Raw genomic sequence first — 12,672 nt, 5'->3', positions numbered from 1 at the left:
CAGAGGTGTATAAATTGATTTAAGCGCTCGGTCGCTTCTGCGATACTACTGGCTTTAGGAATCTCTTTCAGTTCCGTCAGTAGATGTTGGCGATCTTTTACGCGGACTTTCGAAGCAAAACTTCGTAAGAGATGGGTCCAGCAGGTTTGATGCATGGCCTGAGGAAATTCTTCGGTTAAGGCATCCGCTAATCCGGTTAATTCATCCGAGACGAATAAAAGCACTTTTTCAACCCCTCTTTCTTTGAGATCTTGAAGCATTTCGCGATAATGGAGCGCTGATTCGGTAGGAAACACTTGGAAATCTAAAATTTCCTTATAGCCTTGCGGATTAATGCCCACAATCATATGCACCGCTTCCTTGGAAACCGTATTGCGTTTCACTGAGACAAAGGTGGCATCACAAAAGAGGCACACATATTCTTTTTGAATGGGTCGTTGGCGATAGGCCTTTAACTCCGCTTCAAAGGTTTTGGAGAGATTGGAAACCGTGGTGGGCGAATAGTGGTGTCCATACATCTTTTCAATCAGTTCAGAAATATCCCGCGTAGTGACCCCTTTTTGGTACATTAAAATAATCATTTGTTCTAAATGAGATGACGATGTTTGGAGGCACTGAAGGGTTTTTAGATCAAGTTTTCCTAAGCGATCTCGTGGCATTTTTAATTGTAAGGTGCCGTATTCTGTTTTTAATGTGCGTGAATCATAACCGTTTCGAGAATTGCCGGTATTATAACCTTTAACGTCCCATTTCTCGTAATCAAGAAATACCGTTCTCTCGGTCTCTAACAATAGGTTAACTGCATCTTCTAGAGCCTGACAAAAAATTTCATGAATGGGTTTACCTTGGGCTAGTGCTGCCACTAATTTTGTGTTAAAGTCTTCCATAAGGGACCTCCTGTTTTTGATTGTTTTGTCGTTATTACAATCTTACAGAAATGAGGTCTCTTTTTCTATGAAGACTCGGCGGTTACACAAGAAATTTTACACTATGACTTTCGGTGCAAAAAAGCACCGAAAGTTTTTAATTATTGTCAATCAATAATTCTTTTGGATTCCTTCTCAATATATTGAATGAAGAAATAATTAATGATACAAGCAGTACTAAGCTCATAAATATAAGGACATAAATGATGAATTTAGGTAATACATTGATATCCAAACTTGATAGAGTCTTGTTGAATCCTTCAGCTTCTGCCCCACCACCTAATTGGCTAGAAGCAGATTGCCTAGCTATTTGTTTAGCTATATCACCAGTAACCTTATTCAATAAATTGTTCCCAAGCTTATCCGCAGTATATTGAGCTAAGAAATAAGAACCAAGCAGTGCTGGAATCATCATAAATACCATCTCAACTATAAATTGGCCAAAAATCTCTAATTTAGATATCCCTAATGATAGTAAGACTGCTATTTCTTTCTTCCTAGTATTCATCCATAAGAATAGCAATAATGAAACTACAAGTCCGGCAAATATTAATGAACCAAAAAATAATTTGTTTGAAATGGAGTAGATACCTGTTATAGATTGTTGCAACGCAGGATAATTTGATGAACTTTTAATCAGATTATATTCTATCCAATTTATATCTAATTTCCCAAGATCTTTTATGACGTTGTCAAGATTCTTATCAGCTTTTACAAAGAATGTTGCATCTTGGTATGCGGCTGTATCCTCTGTATTCCCATAGACTTTAGCCGCTGTATGAACATCAGTAATTAATGTATTTTCGTATAGTTCCTGTGCTGCAATGACACCAGCGCTATTATGGCCATCAAATAGCCCTTTAATTTCTACTTCTACAATTTCATTTGCACCCTTCTCATTATCAGCATCAAATAAATTAGATTTTATTTTTATTTTATCTCCAACTTTAAGGTTGTTTTTTTTCGCTAAATCTTTATGCATTAAAATTTTATTTTTATCTTCATTTTCTAAATGTTTTCCTTCTACTAATTTATAGGCTTCTGATATAAATTTTGTTTCTTTTGATGAATCGTTAACCCCTGTTAACATGACTGTTCTTTGAAAATTCTTCGCTCTTTCAGGTGATTGATTCGCAAGAGTATCTTGAGTTTCAATAATATCATGGTCAACTAGGTCTGCGACACTGTTTATTCTCTTTACATAGGAGTCTATACTATCTATTTGAGATATCTTTTTTATATCTTCACCTTTTACATTTCCCCCTCCCCTAGGTGTTCCTGGATTTACTTGTCTATTTATCTCCATAGAAAAACTAGTCGTTATATTAGCAAATGTTTCTTTTGAAGCTCTGTCTGTGGCATCTTTAATAGATAAACTAATGAGACTTAACGTTGACATAGATAAAATAACTAAAGTAATAATTGACGATTTTAAGCTTTTTCTAGTTACATAAGCAAATGCATTTTTTATCATTATTCAACCTCCAAATTCATTGTGTTTACCTTTTTCAACTTTTTACCACATAGTTCTAAAATGATATCCGCAGAATCTGCTACTTCCTTACTATGTGTGACAACTATGACACATTTATTTCTATCTTTAGCTAGTGCCTTTAATATATTAATTATTTCTCCAGCAGTCACACTGTCTAGATTACCGGTAGGCTCATCAGCTAGTATGATTGGGGCATCTGATACCAATGCTCTAGCAATAGCTACTCTTTGTTGCTGTCCGCCAGATAATTTCATAACATTTCTTTTTATTTGTTTTTTATCTAAGCCTAGTTCAAACAAGATACTCTCATCGACTGATTTATTCACTAATCTAATATTTTCAATCGGTGATAAATAATCTATTAAATTATAATTTTGAAATACCAAAGATATATTATTTTTTCTATGATGACTATAGCCTTTCTTTTCTATGTCTTCATTCTTACACAAGATTTTTCCTGTTTGAGCTTTATCCAGTCCTGCTAGTAGGGAAAGAAGTGTGGATTTTCCTGTTCCTGACTTCCCTACTATCGCATAAAACTTTCCAAGTTCAAATTTTTGATTTACTCCTGACAAAACTTTTTCTTTAGAATTCGCATAACTGTAAGTTACATTCTTAATTTCTAATATATCCATTATTTTCTCCTAACTTATTTTTGATAATATTTCTTTTGGTTTCTTTATTAATATTAATGAGGAAGCAATGACAACTGATACAACCATAATACTTATTAATAATAAATAACTTTCTACAAGGGTGGTTATACTTAACATATAACTGCTACTATTTATTAAACTTCCACCGAATGGCCTTGACTGCTCTGAGTTAATGAAACCTTCTACAATTACTTTTAATAGTAGATTCCCTAAAAATAAGGAGGATAGTATACTTGGTATAGATATGAATATTAACTCAAATATAAATTGCAAAATAATTTGTATCTTAGTTGTTCCAATAGATAAAAATATACCTATTTCATAAATTCTTTCTCTTAACCATAGAATCAAGATTAATGAGAGAACAACCATCCCACCTAACATAATAGAATACGTCATTATTTTAATGATATGTTTTACTCCACTGACTGACTCCATAGACTCTTCAAACGCATTATTATCTTTCTCAATGGAATACCTTGATTCATCAATTTTAAGTGCTTTAATTTTTTTTAAGGCTCGGTCGCTAGATTCTAAACTACTAGAATACATTAAAATTTTATGTGCAATGTTATTATTTTCTGATTTATTTAATATTCCTTGACTTGTTGAATAATCTACAAAAACCATATTTTCACTAAAATCAGAAGAAAATCCTGTATATGTTTCCTGTTTTTTACCAGAAAAGATTCCTATAATTTTAAATTTATGACTTTTTATTTTTCCGCTTTTTTCAATGTCTATGAATTCAAGATCAACGTCATCTCCTAATTTTAGATTATTTTTTTTAGCAAACGCTTCATGAACAACCACCGAATTCTTATCATTCTCTTCTATGTTTTTACCTTCACTCATTGTAAATGTTCCGCTAGTAAATAAAATGTTTCTTTTAGTATTATTCGTAGCTTCGACTGAAACAACATTCTTAAATTCGTCAGATAAGTCATCTCTATTTATTTTCTGTTCTCCGTCAACGACTTTCGCATCATTTACTTTTGCTAATTCCTCAAATTGAATTATTTTTTCTTCAATCTCTTTTATTTTTTCCATATCTTTAAATTGATTAATGTTAAAATAGTTGCCATCTTTTTTTGTTATTGATATAGAAGAATTCGAACTTTTATATAAAGTCTTTTCGATTTCATTGCTTGATTTCATTATTGTTAAACAAGAAAACAAGCAAGAAAGAACTATTGTTAAAATAACAAAAATAATCAATGTTCTATTTTTTTTTCTAGTTATATATGCTATAGCATTTTTTATCACTAGCTAACGACTCCTCTCTATTTTTCTGAACATCTAATTTCATCCACTTGGCCCGCCTTTCTGCATGGCCCACAAGGGATACAATATAGATAATTATTATTTTTTAACTGAATCTCTATTCATTTGATATTTTATTCAACTACTGCATTAAACAAACATAAGCTCAAGCATAACCTAAGAAGTATTCATACTTCCCTTAACAATGTTTTCCATAATTTTTCCTTCTTTAATTTTGGTAAAATAGAAACTTTTAACTATATTCAATAATATCTTATCCATGTTTTGTGAAACGTTAATGAAATATACGTTCCAAATTTTGTTAGATTATATAAGCAACTAAGCCTTTGTTAAAAATATAGATCCATGTAAATTCGCCATATATTGTAGATTCCACACAAAAATATATAATCCATGAATTTATATGATGAAAATTCACTTTAGCTCATCTGACAGTAAGTCAAATTATGTCATTTATAGAGATGAGGCCCCTTGAATTTTTGGAAAAACACATGCATTCTATCAGAGCCATTGCTGAAATCATTGGACTGTGCCACAGATGATTCATGATGAGCTTCATCAGACGGACAACGATTCCCATTTACTCTTTTCGTGTATTGCTGCTGGTAATAGGTAAGAATTTGTACCGTTACTTAAATATACAAAGTTAGATACACATTTAAAGATAATGAGATTGGTCAAATAAACGATTCGTCTATTCTATAAACAAAAAAAGACCAAGTAGGAAGCACCCGTTTCCTCTTGGTCTAGCATCTAATTAAGACAACATCGTTGTGAGCTGAATCCTTGAAATCATCATAAACTCAACTATTTTAAGATGACTTTGTAAATATAAGGATAAAGCTTGCCCGTAAGATAAAATTCTTGATCTTTGATATGGGCAATCCCATTCAAACTATCGATCTTGGCTAATTCCTCGTCATTCATAGTTTGATCAATGATTGGTCGAATATCGTATTTATCCACTACTTCCGCACTTGAGCAGTCGATCTTGAAAATCTCATCACGATAAAGTCGGTTGGCAAAAATATAGCCATCAACCCATTCCAGTTCATTTAATTTAGAAGCTGCCAGTTTACCATTTTTGATACTTATCTGACCTAATAATTCAAAAGTTTTGGGATGATGCTTGTAGAGGGTACTCGTTCCATCGGATCTCCAAATCACATCATTATGGGCATCATAACAGATCCCCCAGCCTTCTGTTGGGATCGTCTTTTCTTCAAGTACTTCAAAGGTCTTCGGGTCTCGTTTTAGGACTTTCTTTTCTTTCCAAGTTAATTGCCATAAGGCATCCGGAGTATAAGTAATCCCTTCGCCAAAATAGTCATGTGGCAGAGACTGGGTATCCTTTAACTTTCCCGTCGATAAGTCAAACTTACCAATCTTAGATTGCCCTTTCAAACCTGTCCCCATCACAATTTCATGGTCGGGACTCAGTTCCAAGCCTTGTGTAAAGAGTTCCTCATTGATTTTAATTTTCTCTAGAAGTTCTACTTCACCCGCCCAAGCCCGCGGACAGAATGACAGACTTATTAGGACTAGGCTCAAACAAGTTATTTTTTTCTTGTCCATCTAGACCACCTTACTTAAGCTGACTGACGAATTCATCAATCAATCGTGCCATTTCTTTGTATTGTGTCATATAGAGAAGGTGATCACCTTCTAAGATATGTGTTTGTACTTCATCTGAATTTTCAGAGAGGTCTTTATGTTGCTCTTCCCAGTTCATAGTGATTTTATCCATAAACTCACGGCGTAGCTCAATATCTTCATATGAATCCTGTGCCAAGAGGTATAAGGCAGGGATTCCACTCGGAATCTTATCATCCTTGGCATCAATTAAAACCTGATTAGACCGCTTACTCTCATCTGCAACATCAGGATTATTCAAATTAAGTTGAGATATCAACTGGTATTGTTTATTAACCGCTTCATCGACATCAGGAATTTCTGGAAGATCGGTAGCGACACCACTATCATCCACCGGTGCTTCCTCATGCTGTATATCCATGAAACCATTCATCATTGGCGTACTTGTATCCATTCCCACAATACCCTGAACTTCTTCTGGATAAGTTTGTGCATAATTAACGGCATAGATTCCTGACAAGGAGTGGGCAACTAATAAATATTCTGATACTTGCATTTTCTCAAGCGCTGTATGTAGTTGTCTATTTATATTCTCGACCGTTCGCTCTTGTCGACTTACATCTGACAAGCCATAACCAAAAGGTTCAACCACTAGAATATGATACTTCTCAGCCAAAAGGTCCAATAGGTTCTTGTGAGTCAGTGGTTGTGAGGCTTCTCCTAAACCTGGCATAAAGACTAACGTTTTTTGTTTGCCTTTATTCTCTTTTCCTAGTTCAAGGACATTCATCTGATGACCTTCTACTTCGATTTTTTGCCCATAATTCTCGATCATTTGTTTTAACACTTCAGGATCAGTGGGTATTTCATCCTTCTCAGCTTCTTTGTCAGACGTGGAATTATCTTCATCAGAAGAATGGGTAGCCTCTTGGGCTGACTCTTGCGCTTGGTTGGTAGTTTCTTGTGTCTGGGCTAAAACGGACAGGTTAGGTAGAGAGGAGATGCCTCCTGTCAAAACGATTTGACTCACTAAGATCATTTTTAACATACTTTTCTTCATAAACATTTCCTTTCGTTATTTAATATACTTGAATCTTATCAAGTAAATATAAAATGCCTATGAAATAAAACCCACTTATTTAAACATATAAAAATCAATAAAAAACCTAACCATCCAGTCAATTTCAAGGTTCTGAATAAATCCATTCAAAAGCTCATCAGAAAACCAACGCTTCAGTAATGACTAACACGCCCACCTCCTAGTCTTCCAGATTCATTCCCTTCAATCGCTCATTGCTAAGGCACTCTTCTTTGTAATAACGATCATGCTCTGGATAGATTGGACGATTAACGACACATTCTGGTAAATCCCGATAAGGGTTACAATTCATTCCCCGATAGTTCTTATCCTTCCATTCTGCACTAGGTTGATAACCTCGTGACTCCATCTCAGCTATCACTAATAAGTGGTATCGATATAATAAGTATAGCGAATGGTCAAATACATAATTGACCGTCGCATGTCTCTTGCCCCAGCCGTTTCCCCTTAAGGCCGCACATTCTCGGTGTTGACCAAGTAATTGATGCTGAGGTAATCGATTAATTAAGCACTGATGCTAAAGTCTCATACGCCCTCCTAATACTATTTATTTTATTTTCACAAGTCTTCCTCTTATTCTACTCTATCCAATCCTAGACATACCAATAACACACACTAAAATCGCTTTGGCACATCAAGCAAGAAGTCTTAGGTATAGAATTCACACTATCCAGTCCTTTACATCCATTCGTTGATTAAAAAAGAGGCCTTAGAAAATGATAATCAATAATGTTTAGTCTATTATAATGAAGGGTACATGTATTCATAGTATAGGGGGCGATGTTTCGTACGATTTTTAGGTATTTTACTGACACAAGTATTGATCACATATTTATGGCTATTGCTTGGCGCTTTATTCGATTCAAATTTCACTTGGTTATTTTCTTATTACCTAAGGTGGCTCTAATATCAACAATCATTCTATGGTGGTTGGACAGAAATATAAGAAGACGTTGGATATTTAACATAGTCTTAATTATGAACCCACCTCTCGTCTTGAGTGGTGTCCTTATCACCCAAAGTAGTCTTGAGCAGTTTTTTTAATCAATTGATTATCATCTATCGCTTTTGAACGTTTACTAAAATTCCTGAAGTTTGATCTCCGCTAGTAGGAATAAGATCAATGATCTCTTCTTCAACAAAAATTCGAGACGTGAGCTATTCGCCAGCCTGAGATTCCCTTTCGTACTTACGAAAGAAGGGTTAGGACGGAGAACACTCTCCGCCTAAGTCTCCACAATTGCTAAGTTATTTTTAATATCGGAGTATTTTCTTTAGTAAATTCAAGTGTGTTCAAATAACAAAAAGTTCCCGCTATTTTACCAATCAACTATTAAATAAGCCCTGATATTGCCCCTTTACTCTCCAGTAAAACCGCTATATGAAGGCTTTTTAGTCATTAAATTGTATCACGTTACCAGTTATCATTTTTCCACCTTATCACTCCAATCGACCTGTTTCCCCAGACGTACCTCTATTTTTCCTCGGTAAATCACCTTCCAGGTCAAAATTTCTATCTCTCAAGCCAAAAACGAGGTGTCTAGACATCTATCATATGCCTAGGACCCCGTTCTTAAGCGGTTTATCCCTTGAGTTTTTCAATCAATACTACGCACTCGACATGGCTCGAGTGGTCAGTATTGATAAAATTTAAATTTTTAGGAAAGCCTCGTTCTTGGGAATATATCTACTCCTTTTATTCTTTCTTCATTACCTATTAATACTGAATATCTCTTTTTTCCAAGTATATCTGGCAACTCTTAATGGTACTATGATTAAAACTTTAGAAATTGCAAAAGTGATAAATGTAAATCAATGATAACCTTACAAATAGTACTGGGAATAAATTGGAAAACAAACGCAATAATCTTTGCTTAAATTTATTAAAAAGACTTGACATATTTCGTTTACAATAGTACGCTCATTTTGAGTATGCTCGTTTACATTTGTAGACAACAAGGAGGAGAGGAAAATTAGCAATATAGAACTTAATACTTATATCACAGATGCTGAATGGGAAGTCATGCGTGTAGTTTGGGCAAATGATCGAGTAACTAGTAAAAAAGTCATCTCCATATTGCAAGAAAAAATGGACTGGACACAATCCACTATCAAAACGATCTTAGGTCGATTAGTTGGAAAAGGTGTTCTAAAGACAGAGCAAGAAGGTAGAAAGTTTATTTATACTGCCAATATTGAAGAGAAAGAAGCCGTAAGGGATTATGCAGAAGATATTTTTAACCGTATTTGTCGAAAAAAAGTCGGAAATGTAATAGGAAGAATCATTGAAGATCATGTCTTAAGCTTCGATGATATAGATCGACTAGAAAAAATATTAGAGATGAAAAAATCTTTCGCAGTAGAAGAAGTGGCTTGCAATTGTCCAGAAGGACAATGCGAGTGCCATTTACATCATCATTAAGCATAAGGAGGAATTAAAAATGAAGAATAACAACAAACATTCGTCTCACCGTCACCATAATCACGGCGATATGGATCACTTGAAACACAACAATAGCAAAACGGAACAACAAAGAGACCATAAACATCACGATCATCATGCTGGTCATGAGCACGGCGGACACGGAGGGCATGAGCATCATCATCACGGAAACTTTAAAGAACTATTCTTAAAGTCATTGCCATTAGGAATCATTATTATGCTCTTATCCCCTATGTATGGATTTGAACTACCATTACAGTTTACTTTTCCATATTCTGATATTGTAGTAGCTATTTTATCTACTATATTAATTATTTATGGTGGACGTCCATTCTATAAAGGTGCAGTTGATGAATTTAAACAAAAAGAACCTGGAATGATGGCACTCGTTTCTTTAGGTATAAGTGTTTCATATTTATATAGTGTTTATGCTGTTATCACTAGCTACGTAACGAGTGAACAGGTCATGGACTTTTTCTTTGAATTTGCTTCATTACTATTAATCATGTTATTAGGTCACTGGATTGAGATGAAAACTATTGGAGAAGCAGGAGATGCACAAGCAGAATTGGCTAAGTTAGTGCCGAAAGATGCTCATGTTGTATTAGAAGATGATTCCATTGAAACACGTCCAGTTGCTGACTTAAAGGTAGGTGATTTAATTCGTGTTCAAGCCGGAGAAAATGTACCAGCAGACGGAACTATCGAGCGTGGCGAATCACGTTTAAATGAAGCTCTTCTAACTGGGGAGTCAAAAGCAGTAAAAAAAGGCCCTGGCGATGAAGTAATCGGGGGCTCAACAAATGGAGAAGGGGTTCTTTATATTAAAGTGCTTGAGACAGGTGATAAGTCCTTTATCTCTCAAGTACAGACTTTAATTAGCCAAGCTCAAAGTCAACCTTCCAGGGCAGAAAATATTGCGCAAAAGGTTGCAGGGTGGCTCTTCTATATTGCTGTTATTGTCGCGCTAATTGCTTTTGTAACATGGATGGTTATAGAAGATGTGCCAACAGCAGTTATATTTACTATTACTACATTAGTTATTGCTTGTCCGCACGCATTGGGTCTTGCTATTCCATTGGTCACTGCCCGTAGTACGAGCTTAGGAGCAAGTCGTGGGTTACTAGTAAAAGACCGTGAGGCCTTAGAAATAGCTCAAGATGCAGATGTGATGATTTTAGATAAAACAGGTACTTTAACAACTGGTGAGTTTAAAGTATTAGATGTAAAACTTCTTAATAACAAATATAAGAAAGAGGAAATCATTGCCTTATTGGCAGGTATTGAAGGAGGATCTAGCCACCCAATTGCTCAATCAATTATAAGTTTCGCCGAGCAGCAAGATATACGTCCAACATCTTTTGATTCGATTGATGTGATTTCCGGTGCCGGAGTAGAGGGTAAAGCAGGCGGGCACCGTTACCAATTAATCAGTCAAAAAGCCTACGGACGTAATCTGGATATTGATATTCCAAAAGGAGCAACTCTCAGTGTCTTAGTAGAAAACGATGATGCTATTGGTGCTGTAGCTTTAGGGGATGAATTAAAACCAACGAGCAAAGAGTTAATTAAAGCTCTTAAAAAGAACAATATAGAGCCAATTATGGCAACAGGTGATAATGAAAAAGCAGCTCAAGGCGCGGCAGAAGATTTAGAGATTGAATATAGATCAAATCAATCTCCACAAGACAAATATGAGTTAGTTAAAACACTTAAAGATGAGGGAAAGAAAGTTATCATGGTAGGTGACGGTGTCAATGATGCTCCTTCTCTTGCCTTGGCAGACGTTGGTATAGCTGTTGGTGCTGGGACTCAAGTTGCATTGGATTCAGCAGATGTCATATTGACTCAATCCGATCCAGGAGATATTGAATCATTCATTGAATTAGCACAAAAAACAACTCGTAAAATGAAACAAAATCTCTTTTGGGGAGCCGGCTATAACTTTATAGCTATCCCTCTAGCTGCGGGAATTTTGGCCCCTATTGGTATCACATTAAGTCCTGCAGTAGGAGCAATTCTAATGTCTGTGTCAACAGTCATCGTCGCCATTAATGCTATTTTATTAAGTTTAGATCCAAAAAATAACGGTTAACAGATCGAATGATTGAAACTTCTTAAAGTTTCAAGATACAATAGTTTTACAGGAAAAAAAGAGATGTAAGTACTGGCTCTTTGTAAAATTCTAAAAGCCACCTATTTCAACACTTTTATAACTTATTTTTCTATTTTCTTGACAATAATACCACCGTCTCCACGTGTGTTGTTATTAAGAGTTGGATTGATTTTTGAATGTTGGTTTTAAAGTATTGATATTATTATTTAATATAATGATTCACAACTTCACCATCTGGGAAATATAGTGACGTATATTCAAAACCAAAAACATGTGCTAAGTTAGTCATTACAGGAAAAATCGCTTCTGAAAAACTATTATCATGTGATATATAACCTGGTACTATTTTGATTATATCTTGCATTAATGGGCCACCTGGAGTTTGATCTCCCCACTCACCAAATGTTGCTGTTTTTCCCTTAACATTTAATAAAGAAACAAAAATATATATTGGCTTAGCTATACCATAATCCAATATAACTTCAATCAATTCTTTTATTTTTATCGCTAAATATTCTTCAAATCTATCCCACCGATAAATTGTAGGTTGACTATCTCCATTATTTGATACTCGATTCATCATTCTAATTTCCACGCTTTCAATAATCCCATTGTAAAAAACTTGAGTGTATGAATCAACGCCACCTTCGTGATTTATAGCTTCTAACCTAAGACCATCGTGATTATATGATTCGTTACCTCTTCTTTTATTTGAATTAGAACATCTTTTAGGAGAAAAAACATCTAATTTATAATTTTCTTTTAAATCTTTTAAACTAACAAAACTAGGCGGATTTTATAATCAACTTAGCCACCGCTAAAAAAATAATAAAAGCCATGTAAATTCATGTTATATTTAAGTCACGACACAAAAATATAAGAAGGATGAATTTACATGACGCAAACTCACTTTACCACATCTAATCGCAAATCAAAACACTTATCTTTCAAAGAACGGAGCCAAATTGAATTGTTGAAAAAACAAGGCTATTCTAACCGAGCCATTGCGCGAATACTGGGACGGGCGCCCCAAACAATTCATAACGAAATCAAACGGGGT

General features: G+C 34.9%; 11 protein-coding genes. 3 read left to right on the top strand and 8 right to left on the bottom strand.

Going from position 1 to position 12,672, the window contains the following annotated elements; genetic code table 11:
• The 7 genes from BMX34_RS09050 to BMX34_RS09020 form a co-directional block, all read right to left on the bottom strand.
• Positions 1-887: IS256 family transposase (locus BMX34_RS09050; protein WP_092572703.1), on the bottom strand; the 887-nt coding region annotated here is incomplete at its 3' end.
• A gap of 136 nt (positions 888-1,023) precedes the next feature.
• Positions 1,024-2,400 carry an ABC transporter permease gene (locus tag BMX34_RS09045; RefSeq protein WP_092572702.1) on the bottom strand — a complete coding sequence of 459 codons (1,377 nt, stop codon included), beginning with the start codon at positions 2,398-2,400 and terminating at the stop codon, positions 1,024-1,026.
• Positions 2,400-3,056, bottom strand: a complete 657-nt coding sequence (locus BMX34_RS09040) for an ABC transporter ATP-binding protein (protein WP_092572701.1) — start codon at positions 3,054-3,056, stop codon at positions 2,400-2,402. Before BMX34_RS09040 ends, BMX34_RS09045 begins: the two co-directional genes overlap by 1 nt.
• 9 nt (positions 3,057-3,065) lie before the next feature.
• Positions 3,066-4,343 carry an ABC transporter permease gene (locus tag BMX34_RS09035; protein WP_092572700.1) on the bottom strand — a complete coding sequence of 426 codons (1,278 nt, stop codon included), beginning with the start codon at positions 4,341-4,343 and terminating at the stop codon, positions 3,066-3,068.
• 825 nt (positions 4,344-5,168) lie between these two features.
• Positions 5,169-5,936 carry a glutaminyl-peptide cyclotransferase gene (locus BMX34_RS09030; protein ID WP_092572699.1) on the bottom strand — a complete coding sequence of 256 codons (768 nt, stop codon included), beginning with the start codon at positions 5,934-5,936 and terminating at the stop codon, positions 5,169-5,171.
• 10 nt (positions 5,937-5,946) lie between these two features.
• Complete coding sequence (locus BMX34_RS09025) at positions 5,947-7,014, bottom strand: alpha/beta fold hydrolase (protein ID WP_092572698.1); 1,068 nt, start codon at positions 7,012-7,014, stop codon at positions 5,947-5,949.
• 199 nt (positions 7,015-7,213) lie between these two features.
• Positions 7,214-7,558: a TIGR02328 family protein gene (locus BMX34_RS09020; protein ID WP_234971718.1), complete on the bottom strand. Its 345-nt coding sequence runs from the start codon at positions 7,556-7,558 to the stop codon at positions 7,214-7,216.
• Positions 7,559-9,025: 1,467 nt separating this feature from the next.
• On the opposite strand from BMX34_RS09020, the gene BMX34_RS09010 reads away from it, so the two are divergent.
• Both BMX34_RS09010 and BMX34_RS09005 read left to right on the top strand, forming a co-directional pair.
• Positions 9,026-9,475 (top strand): CopY/TcrY family copper transport repressor, encoded by a 450-nt coding sequence (locus tag BMX34_RS09010; protein WP_092572696.1) that lies wholly within the window; start codon positions 9,026-9,028, stop codon positions 9,473-9,475.
• Positions 9,476-9,494: 19 nt separating this feature from the next.
• Positions 9,495-11,591: a heavy metal translocating P-type ATPase gene (locus BMX34_RS09005; RefSeq protein WP_092572695.1), complete on the top strand. Its 2,097-nt coding sequence runs from the start codon at positions 9,495-9,497 to the stop codon at positions 11,589-11,591.
• Positions 11,592-11,814: 223 nt separating this feature from the next.
• Here BMX34_RS09005 and BMX34_RS09000 read toward each other — a convergent pair whose 3' ends face one another.
• On the bottom strand, positions 11,815-12,207 hold the full coding sequence (locus BMX34_RS09000) for a hypothetical protein (protein ID WP_143440762.1): 393 nt from the start codon (positions 12,205-12,207) through the stop codon (positions 11,815-11,817).
• Between the two features lie 300 nt (positions 12,208-12,507).
• Between BMX34_RS09000 and BMX34_RS08995 the strand changes: the two genes are divergently transcribed.
• Positions 12,508-12,672, top strand: a 165-nt coding sequence (locus tag BMX34_RS08995) for a helix-turn-helix domain-containing protein (protein ID WP_143440761.1), incomplete at its 3' end; no start/stop codon positions are given.

The organism is Ignavigranum ruoffiae (genome assembly GCF_900110675.1).
In the GTDB taxonomy this organism is placed as follows: domain Bacteria; phylum Bacillota; class Bacilli; order Lactobacillales; family Aerococcaceae; genus Ignavigranum; species Ignavigranum ruoffiae.
The sequence above is the reverse complement of the archived record's forward strand: the minus strand, read 5'-3'. Positions and strand labels throughout refer to the sequence as shown.